The sequence below is a fragment of the Duganella aceris genome (genome assembly GCF_011090165.1).
Lineage (GTDB): Bacteria > Pseudomonadota > Gammaproteobacteria > Burkholderiales > Burkholderiaceae_D > Rugamonas > Rugamonas aceris.
In genome coordinates this window covers 78,195-99,802 of the sequence record NZ_JAADJT010000015.1, presented here as the reverse complement: position 1 = coordinate 99,802, position 21,608 = coordinate 78,195, and the positions used below count along the sequence as shown (strand labels likewise).

The 21,608-nt window shown below is 64.6% G+C and carries 22 protein-coding genes; 9 read left to right on the top strand and 13 right to left on the bottom strand.

All coding sequences use genetic code 11. The features are described 5' to 3' along the window. Window positions 1-5 precede the first annotated feature (5 nt). Window positions 6-935 (bottom strand): LysR family transcriptional regulator, encoded by a 930-nt coding sequence (locus GW587_RS27135; RefSeq protein WP_166108030.1) that lies wholly within the window; start codon window positions 933-935, stop codon window positions 6-8. 74 nt (window positions 936-1,009) lie between these two features. On the opposite strand from GW587_RS27135, the gene GW587_RS27130 reads away from it, so the two are divergent. From GW587_RS27130 to GW587_RS27120, 3 genes are read left to right on the top strand one after another with little or no spacing between them, the layout of a single operon-like run. Next, window positions 1,010-2,035: an NADP-dependent oxidoreductase gene (locus GW587_RS27130; RefSeq protein ID WP_166108029.1), complete on the top strand. Its 1,026-nt coding sequence runs from the start codon at window positions 1,010-1,012 to the stop codon at window positions 2,033-2,035. Then, window positions 2,032-2,703, top strand: a complete 672-nt coding sequence (locus tag GW587_RS27125; protein ID WP_166108028.1) for a hypothetical protein — start codon at window positions 2,032-2,034, stop codon at window positions 2,701-2,703. The genes GW587_RS27130 and GW587_RS27125 overlap by 4 nt, the downstream gene beginning before the upstream one ends. A 1-nt stretch (window position 2,704) precedes the next feature. Next, on the top strand, window positions 2,705-3,286 hold the full coding sequence (locus GW587_RS27120; RefSeq protein WP_166108027.1) for a hypothetical protein: 582 nt from the start codon (window positions 2,705-2,707) through the stop codon (window positions 3,284-3,286). Here GW587_RS27120 and GW587_RS27115 read toward each other — a convergent pair. The 5 genes from GW587_RS27115 to GW587_RS27095 form a co-directional block, all read right to left on the bottom strand. After that, window positions 3,283-3,771 (bottom strand): O-acetyl-ADP-ribose deacetylase, encoded by a 489-nt coding sequence (locus GW587_RS27115; RefSeq protein ID WP_166108026.1) that lies wholly within the window; start codon window positions 3,769-3,771, stop codon window positions 3,283-3,285. The two genes, GW587_RS27120 and GW587_RS27115, sit on opposite strands and share 4 nt — an antisense overlap. Before the next feature lie 65 nt (window positions 3,772-3,836). Then, window positions 3,837-6,527 (bottom strand): DNA topoisomerase III, encoded by a 2,691-nt coding sequence (locus GW587_RS27110; protein WP_166108025.1) that lies wholly within the window; start codon window positions 6,525-6,527, stop codon window positions 3,837-3,839. A 185-nt stretch (window positions 6,528-6,712) separates the two neighbouring features. After that, on the bottom strand, window positions 6,713-7,177 hold the full coding sequence (locus GW587_RS27105) for a Smg family protein (protein WP_166108024.1): 465 nt from the start codon (window positions 7,175-7,177) through the stop codon (window positions 6,713-6,715). Between the two features lie 54 nt (window positions 7,178-7,231). After that, window positions 7,232-8,350, bottom strand: coding sequence for a DNA-processing protein DprA (gene dprA, locus GW587_RS27100; RefSeq protein WP_166108023.1), 1,119 nt, complete (start codon window positions 8,348-8,350; stop codon window positions 7,232-7,234). Window positions 8,351-8,358: 8 nt separating this feature from the next. Then, window positions 8,359-9,465 carry a LysM peptidoglycan-binding domain-containing protein gene (locus GW587_RS27095; RefSeq protein ID WP_166108022.1) on the bottom strand — a complete coding sequence of 369 codons (1,107 nt, stop codon included), beginning with the start codon at window positions 9,463-9,465 and terminating at the stop codon, window positions 8,359-8,361. A gap of 210 nt (window positions 9,466-9,675) precedes the next feature. Here GW587_RS27095 and def point away from each other — a divergent pair, with 210 nt between their 5' ends. Both def and fmt read left to right on the top strand, forming a co-directional pair. Continuing rightward, a complete protein-coding gene (gene def, locus GW587_RS27090) occupies window positions 9,676-10,218 on the top strand; it encodes a peptide deformylase (RefSeq protein WP_166108021.1) in 543 nt (180 codons plus the stop codon). Window positions 10,219-10,324: 106 nt separating this feature from the next. Continuing rightward, window positions 10,325-11,281 carry a methionyl-tRNA formyltransferase gene (gene fmt / locus GW587_RS27085; protein ID WP_166108020.1) on the top strand — a complete coding sequence of 319 codons (957 nt, stop codon included), beginning with the start codon at window positions 10,325-10,327 and terminating at the stop codon, window positions 11,279-11,281. Here fmt and GW587_RS27080 read toward each other — a convergent pair. Beyond that, window positions 11,244-12,224 (bottom strand): LysR substrate-binding domain-containing protein, encoded by a 981-nt coding sequence (locus GW587_RS27080; protein WP_166108019.1) that lies wholly within the window; start codon window positions 12,222-12,224, stop codon window positions 11,244-11,246. The two genes, fmt and GW587_RS27080, sit on opposite strands and share 38 nt — an antisense overlap. A 106-nt stretch (window positions 12,225-12,330) precedes the next feature. Between GW587_RS27080 and GW587_RS27075 the strand changes: the two genes are divergently transcribed. Both GW587_RS27075 and GW587_RS27070 read left to right on the top strand, forming a co-directional pair. Next, window positions 12,331-13,149, top strand: coding sequence for a CmcJ/NvfI family oxidoreductase (locus tag GW587_RS27075; RefSeq protein ID WP_166108018.1), 819 nt, complete (start codon window positions 12,331-12,333; stop codon window positions 13,147-13,149). Next, window positions 13,146-13,748, top strand: coding sequence for a 2-hydroxychromene-2-carboxylate isomerase (locus GW587_RS27070; RefSeq protein ID WP_166108017.1), 603 nt, complete (start codon window positions 13,146-13,148; stop codon window positions 13,746-13,748). Before GW587_RS27075 ends, GW587_RS27070 begins: the two co-directional genes overlap by 4 nt. Here the strand turns inward: GW587_RS27070 and GW587_RS27065 are convergent. Next, complete coding sequence (locus tag GW587_RS27065) at window positions 13,711-14,091, bottom strand: MerR family transcriptional regulator (RefSeq protein ID WP_166108016.1); 381 nt, start codon at window positions 14,089-14,091, stop codon at window positions 13,711-13,713. The genes GW587_RS27070 and GW587_RS27065 overlap by 38 nt on opposite strands. Window positions 14,092-14,195: 104 nt before the next feature. On the opposite strand from GW587_RS27065, the gene GW587_RS27060 reads away from it, so the two are divergent. Then, window positions 14,196-14,834 (top strand): NAD(P)H-dependent oxidoreductase, encoded by a 639-nt coding sequence (locus GW587_RS27060; RefSeq protein WP_166108015.1) that lies wholly within the window; start codon window positions 14,196-14,198, stop codon window positions 14,832-14,834. A 3-nt stretch (window positions 14,835-14,837) separates the two neighbouring features. On the opposite strand, the gene GW587_RS27055 is transcribed toward GW587_RS27060, so the two are convergent. The 4 genes from GW587_RS27055 to GW587_RS27040 are packed head-to-tail and all read right to left on the bottom strand — an operon-like array spanning window position 14,838 to window position 16,741. Beyond that, window positions 14,838-15,758, bottom strand: coding sequence for a DUF2145 domain-containing protein (locus tag GW587_RS27055; protein ID WP_166108014.1), 921 nt, complete (start codon window positions 15,756-15,758; stop codon window positions 14,838-14,840). Then, complete coding sequence (locus GW587_RS27050; RefSeq protein ID WP_166108013.1) at window positions 15,755-16,213, bottom strand: hypothetical protein; 459 nt, start codon at window positions 16,211-16,213, stop codon at window positions 15,755-15,757. Before GW587_RS27050 ends, GW587_RS27055 begins: the two co-directional genes overlap by 4 nt. A 56-nt stretch (window positions 16,214-16,269) precedes the next feature. Then, window positions 16,270-16,485: a BrnA antitoxin family protein gene (locus GW587_RS27045; protein WP_166108012.1), complete on the bottom strand. Its 216-nt coding sequence runs from the start codon at window positions 16,483-16,485 to the stop codon at window positions 16,270-16,272. Beyond that, window positions 16,469-16,741 (bottom strand): BrnT family toxin, encoded by a 273-nt coding sequence (locus GW587_RS27040; RefSeq protein WP_166108011.1) that lies wholly within the window; start codon window positions 16,739-16,741, stop codon window positions 16,469-16,471. Before GW587_RS27040 ends, GW587_RS27045 begins: the two co-directional genes overlap by 17 nt. Window positions 16,742-16,990: 249 nt before the next feature. On the opposite strand from GW587_RS27040, the gene metH reads away from it, so the two are divergent. Next, the gene (gene metH, locus GW587_RS27035; protein WP_166108078.1) at window positions 16,991-20,767 is read left to right on the top strand and encodes a methionine synthase; all 3,777 of its coding nucleotides are present in this window, start codon (window positions 16,991-16,993) and stop codon (window positions 20,765-20,767) included. A gap of 108 nt (window positions 20,768-20,875) precedes the next feature. Here the strand turns inward: metH and GW587_RS27030 are convergent, their stop codons facing one another. Continuing rightward, window positions 20,876-21,541, bottom strand: a complete 666-nt coding sequence (locus tag GW587_RS27030) for a phasin family protein (protein WP_166108010.1) — start codon at window positions 21,539-21,541, stop codon at window positions 20,876-20,878. Window positions 21,542-21,608: the final 67 nt, after the last annotated feature.

Genomic DNA, 21,608 nt, shown 5'->3' with positions numbered 1-21,608 from the left:
GTTGCTTACGCTGACATAAGCAAGCGCGTATCGCGCTCCAGCGCGGCCGCCAGTTCGCGCTGCCAGGCGCCGGCGCGCACGTGGTTCCACACCAGCGTCACCCGCTCCACGCATTCGAAGGCGCAATCGCTGACGTGGATACGGCGCAGCCCGGCGTCGGCCAGCGCGAAGTCCGGCAGGTAGGCCAGCGCGGCGCCGGACTTGACCAGGGTCAGCAGCAATTGCAGATCGTCGGTCCAGTAGCGGATCTTGCGCGGCAGCTGGTCGTCGCGCCAGCCGTCGGAACGCGGACCGCGCTGCACGCCGCAGAACATCGAGCGCGACGGGCAGGCGAAGTCGTGCGCCAGCACCTCGCTGGTGCTGGCGCGAAGCAGCGGCGCCGGCGCCAGCGACGCGACCAGGGGGTGACGCGCGCCCGCCATCAGGTGCAGGGTGACGCTGCCCAGCGGCGTCGCGGTCCATTCGTCGGACCAGTGCTCGCCGCGTCCCTCGATGACGTCGTTGGTGACGATGGCGGCGTTGATGTCGCCGCGCGCCAGCGCCGCCAGCGCCTCGTCCTCGAACATCGCCTGCATCCGCAGGCTGCCGTCCGGGTAGCCGCTCAGCGCCTGCGACAGCATTTGGCCATGCCGCCACAACAGGATCGCCGGACCGCCGATGCGGCTGTCGATGGCGGCGTGCTCGCCCATCAGGTCGACCCTGGCCTGGTCGGCCAGCGCCAGCAAATCCCGCGCGCGCGACAGCAGCAGGCGGCCGCTGTCGTTCAGCACCAGTTGCTTGCCGCTGCGGTCGAACAGCGGCTTGCCCAGGCTGTCCTCCAGCCGCCGCACCGCCTTCGACACCGCCGACGGCGTCAGATGCATTTCCAGCGCGGCCGCGCCCAGCGAGGGCCGGCGCGCGGCGCTGATGAAGATACGCAGGTCGCTGAGATTCATGATGTCCTGATGGGATACGAAAAGTGAATTTAAGTTGCTTTACCGGATACGCCGAACATCTTACCATCGACCTTATGACGACCATCACCCAACAACAATGGATCTACCGCCGCCAGCCGTCGGGCCAGATCACCGCCGGGCACTACGAGCTGCTCGCACAACAACTTGACACCACGCTGGGTGACGCCGAGGTGCTGATCGCTTCCCGCTGGTTCAGCGTCGATCCGTACATGCGCATCGGCCAGTCGAGCAAGCCGACCTACGACGCCGAAGCCCATCCGCTCAACACGGTGCAGCAGGGCGCGGTGGTGGCGCAGGTGCTGGCCTCCAACGCGGCCGGCTTCGCCATCGGCGACTGGGTGCAGAGCTACACCGGCTGGCAAACCCACGCCCGCGTCCATACAAGCGGCCTGAAGCGCATCGATCCAACGCTGGCGCCGGTCACCACCGCGCTGGGCGTGCTTGGCATGCCGGGCCGCACCGCCTGGTTCGGCCTGACCGAATCCGGCAAGCCGCACGCCGGCGAAGTGGTGGTGGTGTCCGGCGCGGCCGGCGCGGTCGGATCGCTGGTGGTGCAGTTCGCCAAGCGCCACGGCGCGCGCGTGCTCGGCATCGCCGGCGGCCCGGCCAAGTGCGACTGGCTGCGCGACACGCTGGGCGCCGACTGGGCCATCGACTACAAGGCCTTTGCCGACGCCGATGCGCTCGGCGCCGAGATCAAGCGCCTGACCGGCGGCGTCGACGTCTACTTCGACAATGTCGGCGGCATGGTCACCGATGCGGTGATTCCGCTGATTAACCGCCGCGCGCGCATCGTCATCTGCGGCCAGATCAGCCAGTACAGCGGTGGGCTGGAGACGCCGGAGCTGGGCCCGCGCCTGTTGCATCACCTGCTGTACCAGCGCGCCACCATCCAGGGCATGCTGGCGCGCGACTACCTGCATCGCATGGACGAATTGGTCCGCATCGTCGCGCCGTGGGTGCGGGCGGGCGAGATCGTGTTCGAGGAAACCGTGATCGACGGCTTCGCGCAACTGCCGTCGGCGTTGAACTCGCTGTTCACCGGCGAGCATCGCGGCAAGCTGCTGGTGAAGGCATGAGGGCGCTGATCTGCGCGCTGGCCGCCGCCGCCGCGTCGCACGCGGGCGCGGCCGACGTCACCTGGGGCGAACACGGCATGGCGCTGTTCGGCGGCAAGGACGGCCTGTATGCATCGCATTTGCCGATGTTCCATGCGCCGCATGATTACCAGGTGGTGTTGCAGGTGCACGTCGCCGATCCGGCCACCGACGCGGCGCTGCGCCGGCGGCTCGAGGGCAACACCATGTTGTGGACCATCGCGCCTGAGAAATTCGAACTGTCGCGGCTGGCGCCGCGATCGGCTACGCCGTTGAAGCGTTTCCAGGCCGACCTGGTGCTGGGTCATTTCGAGCAAGGCGGCAAGACGCAGTACGCCTCGTCCACCATCGTAGTCGACAAGGTGCTGATGTTCCACAAGCTGTCGCCGGAGCTGCGCGCGGGCACCAGCGCCAGCTATGTGCAGATCGGCGGCGGCGCCCAGCGCTATCTGGTCAAGCGGATCGACAGCCGGCCGGACTACGACCACATCGTCGCCTACCGCGCCGCGCCGGGTGCGGCGACGGACCCGATCAGCATCGGCGCGCAGGGCCTGCGCCAGCCGGGCGCGGCGGAGCTGGCGCAGGCCCTGCGGGCGCGGCCGGACGCCATCCGTGGTACGGTCTACTTTTACACCGACGATTTGAAGTGACATGGTCCCGAAAGCATACGAAGGCCTGTGGCGCCGCAGCGCCATCCGGCGCAGCAACGGCAGCAGCGACCTGACCACGCAAGTGTGGTGGTTGCAATCGTCGCGTTACCACATCGACCTGCGCATCCCGCTCGGCCGCGTCGGCATCACCGCCTTCGCCGGCGAGACCGTGGTCGACGGCGACCGTTGCGAATGGCGCCCCGCCATCGCCTACCCCGCCCTCGGCGACGAGCTCGACGCCGGCTGGATGCGCTTCGACGACGCCGACCACCTGCACGAAACCGGCCTCGACCACAGCTACGAGGAAGACTGGTATCGCGAACCGAGTGGCGCCATGGACGGCGTGCGGCTGCAGCAAGCGGACGGCGACGCTGTTGCCTTCCTGCTCATCAGCGATCAATGGATGGCCTGGGCTTGCGGCAATGAATTCACCGTCTACCGCCGCGACCAGCAATGGACCGCGATCGCCTCCAGCATCGGCGCAAAGGAAGGCTGCATTGTCACGTTGGACCTGCCATTGCGCTCCGGCGAAACATTCGAATTGCCGATGGCGCCCGGAAAATTCTGGCGCGTCAGCGGCTAGGCATGCTTGAGTGCGGCTTGGTAGACCTGCAAGTCCGCCGGCGAGAAACAACAGAAGGTCACCTCGGCGATGAGCGCCGTGTCGCGCACGGTGGCGACCGCGATCGCCGCCGCCAGTGCGATCGGATAGCCATAGATGCCGGTGCTGATGCTGGGGAAGGCGATGCTGCGCAGGCCGTTGGCGGCGGCCAACTCCAGCGAGCGGCGGTAGCAGGAGGCCAGCAACGCCGGCTCGCCGGCCTCGCCGCCATTCCAGACCGGACCGACGGTATGGATCACATGCCGCGCCGGCAGACGATATCCCTTGGTGATCTTGGCGTCGCCGGTCTTGCAGCCGCCGAGCAGACGGCACGCCTGCAACAGCTCCGGCCCGGCGGCGCGATGAATCGCACCGTCGACGCCGCCGCCGCCGAGCAACGACGAATTCGCGGCGTTGACGATGGCGTCCACCGCGAGCTTGGTGATATCAGCCTGAATCGCATCCATGGCTGATAATTTAGCACATAAAAAAACGGGACACTCGCGTGTCCCGTTGTCTGCGGCGGAGAAATTTACTCCGCTGTGGCGGCGGCCTTTTTAGGCGCCGCTTTCTTCACCGCCGCCTTCTTGACCGCGGCTTTCTTCACCGGCGCGGCTTTCGCTGCGGCGGCTTTCTTGACCGGGGCTTTCTTCGCGCCCGGCTTTTCCGCCGCGCCCGCTTCCGCCGCGCCGTCGGCGCCTTCGTCCGCTACCGCGCCGGCCTTGCCCTTGGCGGGTGCTTTGGCCTTGCGTTCCTCGAACTCGAAGCTGATCTTGCCGTCCTTGCCCTTGGTCAGGAAGGCCTTGAACGGACGACGGGTGCGCTGCGAAACAAAGCCCGGCAGCAGATCGGTCTTGCCGTCGTTGAGCAGCTTGGCCATCTGCTCAGGCAGGATCTCCTGCTGCAGGATGATGCGGCCGCTGCGGAAATCGCACGTCTTCGGCTTGGCGACGCTGTTTTCGCAAACATAGGCCAGGCCCATTTCGTACACGCCGCCGGCGCACTTGGGGCAAGGCCCCAGCGCCGTCTGGCCGGTGAAATCGACCGGTTCCGCATCTTCCGAATCGTCGTTCTGGCCGAAGTCGAACTCCAGCTTGAAGTTCTTGATTTCTTCGTCGCGCACGATGCGCAGGATGGCCGCGAACGGACGTCCCATCTTCGAGCGGAAACCCTGCAGCGGGCCGATGGTCCGGTCCTTCAACAGTTGCTCGACTTCCTCGATCTCGAACTGCCGGCTGCCCGGCGTCTTGCTCATCGAGAATTCGCACTTGGTGCAGGCGAAGCGGCGATAGTTTTCCTTGACCACGCTGCCGCAGTTCGGGCACGGGGTCTGCAGCGTGTGGTAGTCGCCCGGGATCGTATCGTTGTTGTATTCCTTGGCGCGCTTGACGATGACCTGGGTCATCTGGGCGATTTCGCGCATGAATTCATCGCGCGAGATCTTGCCCTTCTCCATCTGCGACAGCTTGTATTCCCACTCGCCGGTCAACTCCGGCGCGGTCAGCTCGTTGACACCCAGGCCGCGCAGCAGCGTCATCAGCTGGAACGCTTTCGCGGTCGGCATCAGTTCGCGGCCTTCGCGCAGCAGGTAGCGCTCGGTCAGCAGACCCTCGATGGTGGCGGCGCGCGTCGCCGGCGTGCCCAGGCCCTTGCCGGCCATCGCATCGCGCAGTTCGTCGTCCTCGACCAGCTTGCCGGCGCCTTCCATGGCCGACAGCAACGTCGCCTCGGTGTAGCGCGCAGGCGGCTTGGTGACCAGGCCGTTGGCGTTGATGGTATCGGCCAGCACCTTCTCGCCCTTGGCGACCGGCACCAGGTTGCCGTTGGCGTTGCCGTCCTTGTCGTCGTCGGTCGAGGCTTCCTTGCCGTAGATCGCCAGCCAGCCCGGATTGGTCATGACCTTGCCTTCAGTCTTGAACTGATGGCCGGACACTTCGGTGTAGCGGGTGGTGACCTGGAACTCGGCCGGCGGGAAGAACACCGCCATGAAGCGGCGCGTCACCAGGTCGTACAGCTTCTGTTCCGGCTCGGACAGGTTCTTCGGCGCGATCGTGGTCGGGATGATCGCGAAGTGATCCGAGATCTTGGTGTTGTCGAAGATGCGCTTGTTCGGCTTGACCCACTTCTTGTCCAGGATGGTCTTGGCGAACTGGTGGTAGTTCGGGTTTTCCTTGACCGTCTCCAGCGCCTGCAGCACGGTCGGGATGTAATCCTCCGGCAGGTGGCGCGAATCGGTACGCGGGTAGGTCAGCACCTTGTGCTTTTCGTACAGCGCCTGCGCCAGGCCCAGCGTGTTCTTGGCCGAGAAGCCGAAGCGCGAGTTGGCCTCGCGCTGCAGGCTGGTCAGGTCGAACAGCGCCGGCGCCATCGACGTGGTCGGCTTGGCTTCCTCGGTGACCACGCCCTGCTTGCCGCGGCAAGCCATGGCGATGGTGTCGGCGGCGGCCTTGCTCCACAGGCGCTCGGCGCGCTTCTCCGGATCGTTCTCGTCCTTCTTGAACTTGGTGTCGAGCCAGCGGCCTTCGTAGATGCCGGCCGCGCAGACGAACTCGGCGCGTACTTCCCAGAAGTCGCGCGAAACGAATTTCTTGATCTTCTCTTCGCGCTCGACCACGATCGACAAGGTCGGCGTCTGCACCCGGCCCACGGTGGTCAGGTAGAAGCCGCCCTCTTTCGAGTTGAACGCGGTCATGGCGCGGGTGCCGTTGATGCCGATCAGCCAGTCTGCTTCCGAGCGGCAACGCGCGGCGTCGGCCAGCGGCATCATGTCCTCGTCGCTGCGCAGATGGGTGAAGCCTTCGCGGATCGCGCCGGGCGTCATCGATTGCAGCCACAGCCGCTTGACCGGCTGCTTGGCTTTCGCGTTCTGCGCGATCAAACGGAAGATCAGTTCCCCTTCGCGGCCCGCGTCACATGCGTTGATCAGGGTGGTGACGTCTTTACGCTTGATCAGCTTGTTCAGTACCTTGAGCCGCGATTCGGTCTTGGCGATCGGGTTCAGCGCGAAGTACGGCGGGATCATCGGCAGGTGCGCGAAGCTCCATTTGCCGCGCTTGACGTCGTGCTCTTCCGGTACGGCGATTTCCAGCAGGTGACCGACGGCGGAGGACAGCACGTACTCGTCGGATTCAAAGTACTCATCGTGCTTGGTGAAGCCGCCAAGCGTCTTCGCGATGTCGTTCGCGACAGATGGCTTCTCGGCGATGATGAGGGTTTTGGTCATATTTTGTATCTCGTTTTTTAACACTTGGGAGGGTGACAGCATGCGCATCATACATGGATCGCCACGCAGTCTGCACTTTTGCGCTGCGGATGACAAGGTCGCCGGCCTTCAGGACTTGTCAAAGCGCCAATGATAAGCGGGTTGCCGGCCGGACTGCAAGCGTACCGAAGCAGCCGGGCGTGAATTCAGTGGAGCAGGCGGGGCGCCTGGTCTTCGTCGGAGCCGAACAGGTCGTCGAACATCAGCGCGTCCGGTTCCTTGCCTTGGCTCCAGAGCAACATCAACACGATGACCTTGAGCTTGCCCAACGACACCGGAGCCTCGTCCAGCGCCAGCGCGCGCTCGACGACGATTTCGCGTTGCAATGGCGACAATACCTTGGCCGATTCCAGGAACTGGATGAAGCCGATCGCGGCCGAGCCGAGCACGTCCTGCTCCTCGTCCACATAGAAACGGGTGCCGGTGGACGACGCCGTCAGCGAATGTTCGACGCCCGCCATGGCCGTCAGGTCGGTCAGCCACACCAGCGCCTCGGAGATCTCGACATCGTCGAAACCGACGGCCGACAGCTTCTTGGCCAATGCGGCCGGTTCCGGGCAAGCATCGGGACGGTAATAAGTCTCGTAGAGATAAACAAGGATGTCGAACATGGCTCTACTCTATCAGTTAAAACAGATTGCGTACAAGTGCCACGCTCATGCGCGCTACCTGCGCAGCCGTTGAAACATTCCGCCCGGCAAACGCTCGATCAGCCCGGCCAATTCCAGCGCCAGCAACTGCCGCTGCAACTCGGCGGCGGACTGCCCCAGCCGCGACGCCAGCAGCTCGGCCTGGGCGATATCGTCGCCGATCGCCTCCAGCACCACATCGACGAAGCTGTCGTCCGGCGCAGGGCGGGGGCCGGCCTCGGCGTCGGCCAGCATCCGCAGGTCGCCCAGCACGTCGGCGGCGGTTTCCACCAGCCGCGCGCCCTCGCGGATCAGCTGATGGCAGCCCTTGGACAACGCCGCGTGGACCGAGCCCGGCATCGCGTACACATCGCGTCCCTGCGCCGCCGCCAGCCGCGCCGTGATCAGCGAGCCGGACTGGGCCGCCGCCTCCACCACCAGCACGCCGCTGGCCAGCCCGCTGATGACGCGGTTGCGGCGTGGAAAATTGTCCGACAGCGGCGGCGTGCCCAGCGCGTACTCGCTGACGATGCAGCCTTCGACGGCGATGCGGCGCGCCAGCGCCTCGTTGCGGCGCGGATAGATGCGGTCCGGGCCGGTGCCGATCACCGCCACCGTGCCGCCTTCGCCGCCCAGGCCGCCCGCATGGGCCGCCGCGTCGATGCCCAGCGCCAGGCCGGAGATGATGGTCAGGCCGGCCTCCGACAGCGCCTGCGCCATCCGTCCGGCGTTGAGCACGCCCTGCGCGCTGGCGTTGCGCGAACCCACCACCGCCAGCGCGCGGCGCGCCAGCAGTTCCGGCCGGCCCTGCAGATACAGCAGCAGCGGCGGCGTGATGATGTTGCGCAGCGAATCGGGATAATCGGGATGGTCCAGCGTCAGCAGGCGGTTGCCCGGCTGTTGCGCCCACGCCAGCGTGGCCTCGGCCAGCGCCGCCAGCCGCGCCGGCGGCGCACCCAGCAGCGCGTCGGCCTGGCGCCGCTTGACCAGCGCCAGCAACTCGGCGTGCGAGGCGCCGAACACCGCGTCCGGCGTGCCGAAGTGCGCCAGCAGCTTGTGCGCGGTCAGCAGGCCGATACCGTCGGTCAGTTGCAGGCGCAACCAGCCGGCCAGGGTGGCGGCGGTCGGCGAGGGGTGGGTATCCGTGGCTTGCACGGCGCGGGTTACTCCGGCGACTTGGCGACGTCGCCCACTTCCACCGGCGCCGACACCTGCATGATCAAGCCATAGGAAATATGCTTGAACACGCGGAAGATAAACAAGCTGCCCACTTCCTCGTCCGGCAGCTTGACCTGCTGCTCGCGCATCCCCAGCCAACCCTTGTCGGCGGTGGAATCGCTCACAGTTCTTCCCGCATGGTACAGCTGCAGCACGGAGCCGACATCGAGTCCATCAAGCTTTCCGCGATTAATGCTGACGACCTGGTTTTGCCCGGCGTGCGTGACGCCGCCATAGATCGCCACCACCCGCGACGCGACCTTTTGCTCGGGCGGATGCGGCACGTAGTTCTGCATCGGCATCGGCGGCACGGCGCGCAGCTGGTCGCCCTTGCCCATCTCCTCCTTGGCGCTGGCGACGGTGAAGGTATGCACGTCGCTGCCCGAACCCGGTTTGGCCTCGGTCTGCAATTTAAGGGTGCCTAAATAAAAGGCTTCATGGCCGATGACCTGCTTGGTGACAGGATCCTTCAGCGGCTTGCCGGGGCGGAACACCTGGAACGAGGTGTGGCCGTTCAGTTCGCCGCGCACGTAGGCCTTGTCGTCCTTGCCGAGGAACACGCGGCCCTCCTGCGTGGCGATGACGCGCGGCGCGCCTTTCAATTCGTCGTCCTCGATGATCAAAGGCTGGGTCAGGAACGGCTCGATGGCACCGGCCGGGATCGACGTCACGGCGTCCTTGCCCAGGCCCTCGGTGCGCAGCTGCGGTTGCAGGCGCAGCCGGGAAGGATCGTTGACGCCGCTGTTGGCGTCGATCCGGTTCCCCAGCCGCAAGCGGCCGGCGGCGCGGTCGAACCAGATGATCTGGCCCGGATAAATCCAGTGCGGATTGGCGATTTCGTCGCGGTTCATGCCCCAGACGGTGGGCCAGCACCATGGCAGATCGAGGAACTTTCCGGAAATATCCCACAAGGTATCGCCTTTGACCACCAGATGCTGGTCTGGCGCGTCGGCGCGGAACTCGCACTTGAGGGGAGCGGCGGAGACAGCCGCCGCACCCGAAAAAAGCGCCGCTAATACTAAGCGGGTGCCGACTGTGCTAAAATTTTTCATTGGAAGATCCAGTAGATGCGCCTCAGGCACACGACAGCAAGTAGACAAAGGCTTGCCAAATTGAATCAAATTCTGCCCATAAATCCTTGAACTAGCAAGAGAAACCGCGCTCTGGACTCCGGCGTGGCTGTTGCGTTTTTGATGGCAAAAAACGTCGCGTTATCAAGGCAATCACTTAGTTATCAACACAGTTACGAAGTACTACAGCACATGGCTATCTTAAATATTCTGCGTTACCCCGATCCGCGCCTGCACAAAGTGGCCAAGCCGGTCACCGAGTTCAACGAGCGCCTGGAACAACTGGTCGCCGACATGGCCGAGACCATGTACGAAGCGCCGGGCATTGGCCTGGCCGCGTCGCAGGTCGACGTGCACGAGCAGGTGGTGGTGATCGACATCTCCGAAGAGAAGAACGCGCTGGTGGCGTACATCAACCCGGAAATCCTCTGGGCCAGCGACGACAAGCAGGTGTACGACGAAGGTTGCCTGTCGGTGCCGGGCGTGTACGACGGCGTCGAGCGCCCGTCCAAGGTCAAGGTGCGCGCCTATGACGTCAAGGGCCAGCCGTTCGAGCTGGAAGCGGAAGGCCTGTTGGCGGTCTGCATCCAGCACGAGATGGATCACCTGAAGGGCAAGGTGTTCGTCGAATACCTGTCGCCGCTGAAGCGCAACCGCATCAAGACCAAGCTGGTCAAGGAAGAGCGCGGCCTGGAACGCGAAGCCCAGTTGCGCGCGCAGCGCCGCAGCTTCTAAAACCTTAGGTGTCAGTGCCGACATTCGGACACGGGCTGCGCCGTAGCAACCGCTACGGCGCAGCCCGTGTCCGAATGTCGGCACTGACACCCACCAAGGAAAACGCATGAAAGTGATCTTCGCCGGCACGCCGGAATTTGCCGCGGTGGCCTTGCAGTCGCTGCACGAGGCCGGCTTTGAAATCCCGCTGGTGCTGACCCAGCCCGACCGTCCCGCCGGACGCGGCATGCATTTGCAGCCGTCGGCCGTCAAGCAATATGCGGTCGCGCACGGCATCGAAGTGCTGCAGCCGCTGTCGCTGCGCACCGACAGCAAGGACCCGGTCCGCGCCGAACAGGCGCTGGCGACCCATGCGCGCCTGCTGTCGACGCCGTACGACGTGATGGTGGTCGCGGCCTACGGCCTGATCCTGCCGCGCAGCACGCTCGACATCAAACCCTGCCTCAACATTCACGGCTCGCTGCTGCCGCGCTGGCGCGGCGCCGCGCCGATCCACCGTGCCATCGAAGCCGGCGACAGCGAAACCGGCATCACCATCATGGAGATGGAGGAAGGGCTCGACACCGGCCCGATGCTGCTGATCGAACGCATCGCCATCGGTGAACACGACACCACCGGCATGGTGCACGACAAGCTGGCCGCGCTGGGCGGCAAGATGATCGTCGACGCGCTCAACAAGATGAAGCACGGTCAACTGGAAGCGGTGACGCAGCCGGAAGAAGGCGTCAATTACGCGGCCAAGATCAGCAAGGAAGAAGCGGCGCTGGATTTCAGCCAGTCCGCCGTCGAGATCGGCCGCAAGATCCGCGCCTTCAATCCCTTCCCCGGCGCGCACGCGTCGGTCAACGGCGTCGTGGTCAAGCTGTGGGGCGCCGAAGTGGCCGAGACCGACAGCGCATCGCCCGCCGGCAAAGTGCTGACGGCCGACGCGCAGCATGGCATCGTGGTCGCATGCGGTCGCGGCTCGCTGCGCCTGACCGAACTGCAAAAGCCGGGCGGCAAGCGCCTGCCGGCCGCAGAGTTCATCAAAGGCTTCCCGCTCGAAGGCCAGGTTTTCGCCTGAGCTTCAGCGGCCCGCCGCAGCGCGACGCCTCGGCCGTGATCCACGCGGCCACCGTCGCCACATCGCCGGCGGAGTCGGCCGCGGCGGCATCCACGCCGGCCCCATCGCCGCGCCGGATCAGCCAATAGCCGTAATCGCTGGCGACCGGTGGCAATGCGCTGGCCAGCATCAACCTGCCCTGCTCCAGCAACTGCCGCACCAGCTCCAGCCTCCCCAGCGCCACGCCCTGCCCCGCCAACGCCGCCTGCACCACCTGATCGTACTGGTTAAAGCGCAACATGCCCTTCGGCTTGACTCGTCCGGCGCCGGCGTCGCGCAGCCAGTCACGCCATTGCAGCCAAGGCCGCGACACATCGTCGAATTCCAGCAGCACATGCCGGCGCAACTGCTCCGCATCCTCGATCGCCGCGACCGCCAGCGCCGGATGCGCCACCGGCACCAGCGCCTCATCGAACAGCCGCCGCGCGCCTTCTGGCGCATCCTGCGGCCGGCAATAGCGCAGCGACAGATCGACCTGTTCCCGCGCCATGTCGACGAAGCGGTTGCTGGCCGCCAGCCGCACATCGATCTGCGGCGCGGCCTGCTGGAAAGCGGTCAGGCGCGGCAGCAGCCACAGCGCGGTGACGCCGATGCTGGCGCTGATCGTGACCGGCCGCCGCGCGTCGCCCGGACGCAGGCTGGCGACGACCTCGCCCAACTGTTCCAGCATCGCGTCGGCGCTGCGAAACAGCCGCCGCCCCTCTGCGGTGAACTCGATCGATCGATGGCCGCGCAGCAGCAGCAGATAGCCGAGCGACGCTTCCAACGCCTGCACCTGGCGGCTGAGCGCCGATTGCGTCAGGCACATGTCCTGCGCCGCCAGTGTGATGCTCATGCGCCGTCCGACTGCGACAAAGCTGCGCAGCAGGTCCAGCGGTGGCAGATCCAGTAGTCGATGGCTCATGACGTCAATGTAGCACGCATGCCTGCATGGAATGCGAAACCGCCCGAGATACCGTTTGAGCCGCGTCTCGCGATCGGATTCAATGAGGATTTCAGGGAGAGCCATCATGACAACCTCGATCACCGCCGCGCTGGAGTTCTTGCGCCCGACGTCGGACCGTCCTTACAACTACATGTACCTGCCGCCGCATGGACAGGCATGGCAAAACGCCGACTATGAGCGCCTGCCCGTGCCGATCCACGACGCACGCGGCGCCGACACGGCGATCCACCGCGAAGGCTATACGCTGCGCCATGCACCCAGCGCGGTGCGGGACTTCCTCGACAAGGAACAAGTGATGCAGCGGTATTATCCAGAGATGGCCGAACTGGCGCTGGCGGTGTCGGGCGCCAGCAAGGCTATCGTGTTCGATCACCTGGTGCGCAAGCGCCAGCCGGGCGCGCCGCAGGCATTCGGCCGGACCGAAGGCCATAGGCCGGGCGCGGCGGGCCGTGTGCATTGCGATTTCACGCTGACATCGGCGCGGCGAAGGCTGGAGCTGGAGCTGGGCGGCGGCGCGGCGGAGGTGGCGCGCTACAGCATCGTCAACCTGTGGCGTTCGATCCGTCACCCGGTGCTGGACGCCCCACTGGCGCTATGCGATGCGCGCAGCGTCGATCCCGCCGACCTGGTGGCGAGCGATATTTTTTATTCCGATCGCCAGGGCGAGATTTACCAGGCGATGTACAGTTCCGCACATCGCTGGTCGTACTTTCCCGCGATGACGCGCGACGAGGTGCTGATCTTCAAGCAGTACGACTCCGCGCGGCCGGCGAGCCACGTGCCGCACGCGGCGTTCGAACACCCCGCCACGTCGGCCGGCACGCCGCTGCGGGAAAGCATAGAAATCCGCTGCCTGCTTATTTACGAGGACAATGCAAAATGAAACTTGAATTCTGGTTCGACTTCGCCAGCAACTACAGCTACCTGAGCGTGATGCGCATCCGCAGCCTGGCGCCGGACGGCGTGGTGTGGCGACCGTTCCTGCTTGGCCCGATCTTCAAGGATGCCGGCTGGGACAACTCACCGTTCGTGCTGCAAAAGGACAAAGGCGACTACGCGCTGCGGCAAGACATGCCACGCCAATGCGCCAAGTACGGCCTGCCGTGGCGGCAGCCGTCCATCTTCCCGCGCAATTCGCTGCTGGCCGCGCGCGTCGGCCTGTTGTGCGAAGACCAGCCGTGGATGCTGGACTTCTGCGAGCGCGTCATGTTGGCCAACTTCGCCGAGGACCGCGACATCGACCTCGCCTGCATGACACGAATCCTGTCCGAACTGGGCCAGGACGCCGCTGCCATCCTGCGCGCCGCAACCGGCGACGACAACAAAGCCAGGCTACGCGCCCGCACCGAGCAGGCCAAGGCGCACCGCATCTTCGGCGCCCCGACCTTCCTGCTTGGCGACGCTATGTTCTGGGGCAATGACCGCCTCGAAGACGCTCTCGCCGCTAGCTCGTCGCAAAGTGCCGGCGGCATCGCTCGCTGACACCTTCGCCGTTCAGCATCGCCCGCAACTCCGTCAGCGCTTGATGCTGACGCGCCAGCGCCTCCTGCTGCGCTTCGACCTCGCGCAGCAGGATGCCGGTCTGCTCCATGGTTTTGCTGATCGAGCACTTGCCGTTATCAGACAGCAGCCCACGAATGATCTCGAGCGAGAAGCCCATCTGCTTTGAGGCCTGGATCAGCCGCAGGCGCTCGACGGCATTGCTGGCGTACTCGCGATAACCGGCGGCCGTGCGCGAGATCGGTGCCAGCAGGCCCTGCTCTTCATAAAAGCGAATAGCCGATGCGGCAAGACCTGATTGCCGCGAAAGTTCGCCGATTTTCATTTTTTTATCCTTGACTCTCAAGTTGACTTGAAACTTTATTATAGGTTGGTCCGCCCCAGCCTGCTGGCGTGGGGCGCCTTTTCGAATCAACCCGGAGTTCAACAATGACTGATGTAATCGACAAGCTTAACTGGCGCTACGCCACCAAAAAATTCGACGCCACGAAGAAGGTGGACGATGCAAAACTGGAGCGCATCCTGGAAGCGATCCGCCTCGCCCCGACCTCCAGCGGCCTGCAACCGTTCGAGGTGCTCATCGTCAGCAATCCCGAACTGCGCGCCAAGATCCGCGAAGTCGGCTGGAATCAGGCGCAGATCACCGACAGCTCCCATCTGCTGGTGTTCGCGGCGTGGGACAACATCACCGAAGCGCGCGTCAACATGATGTTCGACATGGCCAACGAACAGCGCGGCGAGATCAACGAGGGCTGGGAAAACTATCGCAAGGTGTTGCTGGGCATCGTCGCCGAGCGCGGCGAACAGGCCAACTTCGACGCGGCGGCGCGCCAGGCTTACATCGCGCTGGGCGTGGCGCTGGTGGCGGCCGCGTTTGAAGGCGTCGACACCACGCCGATGGAGGGCTTCGATCCGGCTGCCGTCGACCAGATCCTGTCGCTGAAGGAACGCAATCTGCGCAGCGTGGTGATCCTGCCGATCGGCTACCGCGAGGCCGACGGCGACTGGCTGGTCGACCTGAAGAAGGTGCGCCGGCCGCGCCAGCAACTGGTGAGCGAGATCGCCTGAATCCTACAGCGGCACCACGACATCGCCCTCGCCCGGCGTGCAGCCGTCGGCGATGGCGGTCCAGCCGCGATGGATGACGACCTGGCGTTCATCGTGGCAGATCTCGACGCGCTCGCTGGCGGGGAAGCTCCTGCGCACAAACGCCTCGACGGCGGCCGGCACGCTGACCTTCAGCTTCATTGACCAGCGGTCCTCGTCCGGATGGTCGTCCAGGTGCAGCAGCGGGACGAAATACGAGGCCAGCATCAACAGCCGCGAATCGACAGCGATCGGTTCCGGCGCGTAGCCCGCATCGCGCAGCCACTGCTGCGCGCGTTCGCGCAGGTCGCCGCCGTCGGCCAGGTTGCCCCAGCCGGCGGCGATCATCTCCATGATCCATTGATTGCAATTTTGATAGCGCAGCCCGTAGACATAGGCATTCGCGCTGTACTGCGCGCCCAGCAGGTGCAGCACGCGCGGCGTGTCGAGCAAGGCCGGCCGCAGCGCCAGCACCGCCTGCGCCGGCAGGCGGACGATGCTGACGTAACCCAGCTTGGGATCGTCGGTGCCCATCGCGAAGCCAGCCAGGCCTTGATCATAGATGCGCGGCCGGCCTTCATCGCAAGCATAGTACAGTTGGCGCGCCGACCACAGGCCGGCCTCGGAGCGCCAAGCCAGCGCCGCATGCGAATACCGGATGCCGAAGCGCGACAGATCCAGCCCGGAGCGGCTGACCAGCGCCACGCCGTCTTCGGTGACGGCGAGTTCTTCACGCAGCACGGCGGCGAAGCGCAGCAGGCGATCCTGCTCGGCGGCGGTCAGCGGCTGGTCGCGGTCGCAAAAGCGCGACGCGCCCGACGAAGCTCCCGACGACGCTGACGCCGCGCCGGTCGCCCCGGCCGCGCAAACCAGCAGCAGCGCCGCCAGCGCGCGGACTATCTTCAAATCCCGACCGGACGCGAAGCCAGTTCGCCGTACCACTCGTCGGCGAGCACCAGGTAGAACGGCTGGCGCGTATCCTGGCGGCCGAACTCGATGCCATACACGCGGTTGTGCGCATACATCACATCGCCGGCGACCAGGCCCTGCTTGTCGAAAGTAGCTTGCGGCAAATCGAGCACGACGCGCTGTTGCGGATCGTCGGCCTGCATGGTGACGCGGGTGCGGCCGGCGCGGTCCGGCGTGGCGGCGATCTGGATGATGCGATACTCGCCATCGGCCACCTTGCGCTTGTTGTCATGCGAACTATTGCTGGACCCGGCCAGCGAATCCGACACGCTACCGCTCGAAGCCGACCCGGCGCTGGACGCCGACGAAGCGAAACTCTCCGCCTGCGCGCCGACAGCAAAACTCAGCAAGCTAACCACGACCGCCTGACGCAACAACAAATGGACACTCATCGCTACTTCCTTAACTATGCAAATAAGGAAGTATATGATCTTTCCATCGTAAAACATCAATCCGCAGAACGCTTTTTTTGCTCATCCATATAATTGCGGAGGACTTGGCTAATCAGTTTCGACGATTCAGGTACATGCTCGTTAAACCACTCGTAGACATCACGATCTACAACGACTGTTTGTTTCTGAACCCGAGCCTCCCGTCTTGTAGCGTTCGCGAAAAACTCATCCCCCAACTCAGGAATGTCGCTGAAATCAATAGCCTCGTTCATATCTCGTCTCCTCCGATAAAGACGCCGTCCGCGCAGAGATAATTCGAATCCTGTCGCAGCCTAACTCAACAAAAACAACGGTAAGTAGCCGTCCACCGCAAAATCCAATTTCGACATAACGGTCTTCGTGCAACGAATTGTTGGCATCAAAATAATTTAAGGCGGGCAGGTCAAAAATTTTCTGGGCATCTTCAAAGCTAACGCCGTGTTTCCTGATATTGCTCTGATTTTTGCGCTCGTCCCATTCAAAAATCATGCTCACTCCATTGCAGTATAGAGCGCGCCGGCGCGCGCACCAATGAATCGTGCGCGTGGCGGAAGGAAGATCAGTTGAGCTGCGTCAGAGAGAACGCGGGTGGCGAAAAAACAGATTGTTGCTAGGACGCAGCGGTCGGCTGAAGCATATTCGGCAATGCCGTATAATTTTAGACCGCCAGCCAGTTTTGCGCGCCGTCCACGAAATCTCAGAAAGTAACAAATGAATAACAACGTGTCCCTCCCCGTCATGTCCAAGACCGATGCCCAGCTGCGCGAGATTCTCGCGCGCCGCATCATGATCCTCGACGGCGCGATGGGCACGATCATTCAGCAGTACAAACTCGATGAAACCGCATACCGCGGCGGCCCCACCGGCCGCTTCATCGACTTCGCCGCGCCGGTCGATTCCGGCGCGCGCGAACTGTTCGTCAAGGGCAACAACGAACTGCTGACGCTGACCCAGCCGCAGGTGATCCAGGAAATCCACGAACGCTACCTGGCCGCCGGCGCCGACCTGATCGAGACCAACACCTTCGGCGCCACCAAGATCGCGCAGGACGACTATCACATGGGCCACCTGGCCTACGAGATGAACGTGGCCGCCGCCAAGCTGGCGCGCGCCGCCTGCGACAAGTACAGCAGCGCCGACAAGCCGCGCTTCGTCGCCGGCGCGCTCGGCCCGACCCCGAAGACCGCCTCGATCTCGCCCGACGTCAACGACCCGGCCGCGCGCAACATCACCTTCGACCAGCTGGTCGACTCCTATCTCGAACAAACCCGTGGCCTGGTCGAAGGCGGCGCCGACGTGCTGCTGGTCGAAACCATCTTCGACACGCTGAACTGCAAGGCCGCGCTGTTCGCCATCGACCAGTTCTACGCCGAAAATCCCGGCATGCCGCGCCTGCCGCTGATGATCTCCGGCACCGTCACCGACGCCTCCGGCCGCATCCTGTCCGGCCAGACCGTGCCGGCGTTCTGGAACTCGGTGCGCCACGCCAAGCCGCTGACCATCGGCCTCAACTGCGCGCTCGGCGCGGCGCTGATGCGTCCGTACGCCGAAGAGCTGTCGCAAGTGGCCGACACCTACGTCTGCATCTACCCCAACGCCGGCCTGCCCAACCCGATGAGCGACACCGGCTTCGACGAGCTGCCGGCCGACACCTCGGCGCTGCTGCGCGAATTCGCCGACGCCGGCTTCGTCAACATCGCCGGCGGCTGCTGCGGCACCACGCCTGACCACATCCAGGCGATCGGCGAAATGCTGGCGACCACCAAGCCGCGCGAGGTGCCGGAAGTGCCGGTGGCGCAGCGCCTGTCGGGCCTGGAGCCGTTCACCATCGACGACAGTTCGCTGTTCGTCAACGTCGGCGAGCGCACCAACGTCACCGGCTCGAAAGCGTTCGCACGCATGATCCTCAACGAGCAGTACGACGAGGCGCTGAGCGTGGCGCGCCAGCAGGTGGAAAACGGCGCCCAGGTGATCGACATCAACATGGACGAGGCGATGCTGGACTCGCAGGCCGCGATGACCCGCTTCCTCAACCTGATCGCGTCCGAGCCGGACATCTCGCGCGTGCCGATCATGATCGACTCGTCGAAATGGTCGGTCATCGAAGCCGGCCTGAAGTGCGTGCAGGGCAAGTCCATCGTCAACTCGATCTCGATGAAGGAAGGCGAAGAGGAATTCATCCGCCAGGCCAGGCTGTGCCTGAGCTACGGCGCCGCCGTGATCGTCATGGCCTTCGATGAAAAAGGCCAGGCCGACACCTTCGAGCGCAAGACCGAAATCTGCGAACGCGCCTACAAGCTGCTGGTCAACGTGGTCGGCTTCCCTCCAGAAGACATCATCTTCGACCCGAACATCTTCGCCATCGCCACCGGCATCGACGAGCACAACAACTACGCGGTGGACTTCATCAACGCCACCCGCTGGATCAAGCAGAACCTGCCGCACGCCAAGATTTCCGGCGGCGTCTCCAACGTCTCGTTCTCGTTCCGCGGCAACGACCCGGCGCGCGAAGCGATCCACACCGTGTTCCTGTACCACGCCATCAAGGCCGGCATGACCATGGGCATCGTCAACGCCGGCATGGTCGGCGTCTACGACGACCTGCCGGCCGAGCTGCGCGAGCGGGTCGAGGACGTGGTGCTGAACCGCCGCGACGACGCCACCGAACGCATGATCGACATCGCCGGCACCTTGAAGGCCGGCGCCGGCAAGCAGGACGTGCAAAACCTGGAATGGCGCAACGGCCCGGTCGAGAAGCGCCTGGCGCACGCGCTGGTGCACGGCATCACCCAGTTCATCACCGACGACACCGAAGAGATGCGCCAGCAACTGCTGGCCGCCAGCGGCGGACGCCCGATCCACGTGATCGAAGGCCCGCTGATGGACGGCATGAACATCGTCGGCGACCTGTTCGGCCAGGGCAAGATGTTCCTGCCGCAGGTGGTCAAGTCGGCGCGCGTGATGAAGCAGGCGGTGGCCCACCTGATCCCGTTCATCGAGGAAGAAAAGCTGCTGGAGGAACAGCGCACCGGCATCGTCGCCAAGCCGAAGGGCAAGATCATCATCGCCACCGTCAAGGGCGACGTGCACGACATCGGCAAGAACATCGTCTCGGTGGTGCTGCAATGTAATAACTTCGAAGTGGTCAACATGGGCGTGATGGTGCCGGCCTCCGAGATCCTGGCGCGCGCCAAGGTGGAGAACGCCGACATCATCGGCCTGTCCGGCCTGATCACGCCGTCGCTGGAGGAAATGGCGCACGTCGCGAAAGAGATGCAGCGCGACGAGCACTTCCGCATGCTGAAGATTCCGCTGCTGATCGGCGGCGCCACCACCAGCCGCGCTCACACCGCCGTCAAGATCGCGCATAACTACGACGGCCCGGTGGTGTATGTGCCGGACGCGTCGCGTTCGGTGTCGGTGGCGCAGTCGCTGCTGACGCCGGAGAGCCGCGAGCAGTACATCGAGGAGATCGCGCAGGATTACGTGCGCATCCGCGAGCAGCACGCCAACAAGAAGGCGCTGCCGATCCTGTCGCTGAAAGACGCGCGCGCCAACAAGATGGTGGTGCCGTTCACCGGCGCCGGCGCGCCGGTGAAGCCGAAGTTCATCGGCCGCCGCGAGTTCAAGAACGTCGACCTGGCGGCCGTGGCGCGCTATATCGATTGGGGCCCGTTCTTCCAGACCTGGGATCTGGCCGGTCCGTTCCCGGCGATCCTGACCGATGAAGTGGTCGGCGAGGCGGCGACCAAGGTGTACGAGGAAGGCCAGGCGCTGCTGAAGCGCATCATCGACGGCCGCTGGCTGACCGCCAACGGCGTGGTCGCGCTGCTGCCGGCCAACACGGTCAACGACGACGATATCGAAATCTATACCGACGACAGCCGCAGCACGGTCGACTTCACCTATTACGGCCTGCGCCAGCAAGGCGTCAAGCCGGTGGTGGACGGCGTGCAGCGGCCGAATCAATGCCTGGCGGACTTCATCGCCTCGAAGGATTCCGGCGTCAAGGATTACATCGGCATGTTCGCCGTCACCGCCGGGCTGGGCATCGAGAAATACGAGAAGCGCTTCGAGGACGCGCACGACGATTACTCGTCGATCATGCTGAAGTCGCTGGCCGATCGTCTGGCCGAGGCCTTCGCCGAGTATCTGCACGAGCGCGTGCGGACCGACCTGTGGGGCTACAGCAACGGCGAGACGCTCAGCAACGAGGACATGATCGCCGAGAAGTACGTCGGCATCCGCCCGGCGCCGGGTTACCCGGCGTGCCCGGAGCACACGGTCAAGCGCGACATGTTCAAGACCTTGCAGGCCGAAGAGGTTGGCATGCGGCTGACCGAATCGTTCGCCATGTATCCAGGCGCGGCGGTGTGCGGCTTCTACTTCGCGCATCCGGAATCGAAGTACTTCGTGGTCGGCAAGATCGGCGAAGACCAGCTGGCCGACATGGTCGCCCGCCGCCAGGTCGACCGCGCCGACATGGAACGCTGGCTGGCGCCGAACCTGAGCTGATGTCCTAAAAACTCCGGGGTCAGAGCTAAAAACTGGACACGGGCTCTACCGTAGCGGCCGCTACGGTAGAGCCCGTGTCCAGTTTTTAGCTCTGACCCCGGATTTAGGTCATTTTTTCGGTTTGGCGGCGACCGACTTCAGTTTCGTTGTCGGCTTCGGCGGTGGGGCGGGGAAGGTGGGCTTGACGGCGACTTTGACTTCAATCGGCTTTTCGGCGGACGTGATCGGGGCGGCGGCGGGCTTCGGCTTGGCCGGGGCCTTGGCGGCCTTCGGCACCGGCACCGGGGCGGCGACCGGTTCGTTGGCCGGCTGCGTCTCGCTCTTGGCGACGATCGCCGGGGCCGGGGCGCTCACCGGCTGCGGCGGATTCAACGCGGCGCTGACGGCGGCGGCCAGGACCGGCGCGGTCTTCGGCGTCACCGTGGCCGGGGTCGCGGCCAGTTCGGTCACTTGCTGGATGCTGCTTTGGGTACTTTTGATCAGCTCGCTCTGCGCGGCGCTGGCGATGCTGGCCAGTTCGCGGCCATAGGCCAGCAGCTTGTCGAATCCCGGCGCTTCGGCGCCGCTCAGGCTGAAGAATTCCTGCGGGGTGGTCAACAGTTTGTTGACGGCGGCCGACGATTTCTCCACCGTGGCCTTGGTGGCGCTGAGGTTCAGCGCGATGACCTTTTCCACGCTGGCGACGGCGGCGTTGGCGAGGCTGTTGAAGATCTGAATCTGGGCTTCCAGTTGCGATTTGGTGGCTGCGGAAAACTGTTCTGTAATCGAAGACATGGTTTCTCCTGGATATGATGCAACGCAATAAGATCATTTTAGCGGCCAATATCCCGCTTGGAAAGTT

What these genes read in the sequence shown, in the direction of transcription:
- GW587_RS27070 (WP_166108017.1), top strand. Translation starts at nt 13,146, where the DNA reads ATGAAACTTGAATTCTGGTTCGACTTCGCCAGCAACTACAGCTACCTG.
- GW587_RS27135 (WP_166108030.1), bottom strand. Translation starts at nt 935, where the DNA reads ATGAATCTCAGCGACCTGCGTATCTTCATCAGCGCCGCGCGCCGGCCC.
- GW587_RS27110 (WP_166108025.1), bottom strand. Translation starts at nt 6,527, where the DNA reads ATGACCAAAACCCTCATCATCGCCGAGAAGCCATCTGTCGCGAACGAC.
- GW587_RS27115 (WP_166108026.1), bottom strand. Translation starts at nt 3,771, where the DNA reads ATGGATGCGATTCAGGCTGATATCACCAAGCTCGCGGTGGACGCCATC.
- GW587_RS27095 (WP_166108022.1), bottom strand. Translation starts at nt 9,465, where the DNA reads ATGAAAAATTTTAGCACAGTCGGCACCCGCTTAGTATTAGCGGCGCTT.
- GW587_RS27030 (WP_166108010.1), bottom strand. Translation starts at nt 21,541, where the DNA reads ATGTCTTCGATTACAGAACAGTTTTCCGCAGCCACCAAATCGCAACTG.
- fmt (WP_166108020.1), top strand. Translation starts at nt 10,325, where the DNA reads ATGAAAGTGATCTTCGCCGGCACGCCGGAATTTGCCGCGGTGGCCTTG.
- GW587_RS27120 (WP_166108027.1), top strand. Translation starts at nt 2,705, where the DNA reads ATGGTCCCGAAAGCATACGAAGGCCTGTGGCGCCGCAGCGCCATCCGG.
- GW587_RS27065 (WP_166108016.1), bottom strand. Translation starts at nt 14,091, where the DNA reads ATGAAAATCGGCGAACTTTCGCGGCAATCAGGTCTTGCCGCATCGGCT.
- GW587_RS27045 (WP_166108012.1), bottom strand. Translation starts at nt 16,485, where the DNA reads ATGAACGAGGCTATTGATTTCAGCGACATTCCTGAGTTGGGGGATGAG.
- GW587_RS27075 (WP_166108018.1), top strand. Translation starts at nt 12,331, where the DNA reads ATGACAACCTCGATCACCGCCGCGCTGGAGTTCTTGCGCCCGACGTCG.
- metH (WP_166108078.1), top strand. Translation starts at nt 16,991, where the DNA reads ATGTCCAAGACCGATGCCCAGCTGCGCGAGATTCTCGCGCGCCGCATC.
- GW587_RS27060 (WP_166108015.1), top strand. Translation starts at nt 14,196, where the DNA reads ATGACTGATGTAATCGACAAGCTTAACTGGCGCTACGCCACCAAAAAA.
- GW587_RS27125 (WP_166108028.1), top strand. Translation starts at nt 2,032, where the DNA reads ATGAGGGCGCTGATCTGCGCGCTGGCCGCCGCCGCCGCGTCGCACGCG.
- GW587_RS27040 (WP_166108011.1), bottom strand. Translation starts at nt 16,741, where the DNA reads ATGATTTTTGAATGGGACGAGCGCAAAAATCAGAGCAATATCAGGAAA.
- GW587_RS27105 (WP_166108024.1), bottom strand. Translation starts at nt 7,177, where the DNA reads ATGTTCGACATCCTTGTTTATCTCTACGAGACTTATTACCGTCCCGAT.
- GW587_RS27080 (WP_166108019.1), bottom strand. Translation starts at nt 12,224, where the DNA reads ATGAGCCATCGACTACTGGATCTGCCACCGCTGGACCTGCTGCGCAGC.
- GW587_RS27130 (WP_166108029.1), top strand. Translation starts at nt 1,010, where the DNA reads ATGACGACCATCACCCAACAACAATGGATCTACCGCCGCCAGCCGTCG.
- GW587_RS27050 (WP_166108013.1), bottom strand. Translation starts at nt 16,213, where the DNA reads ATGAGTGTCCATTTGTTGTTGCGTCAGGCGGTCGTGGTTAGCTTGCTG.
- def (WP_166108021.1), top strand. Translation starts at nt 9,676, where the DNA reads ATGGCTATCTTAAATATTCTGCGTTACCCCGATCCGCGCCTGCACAAA.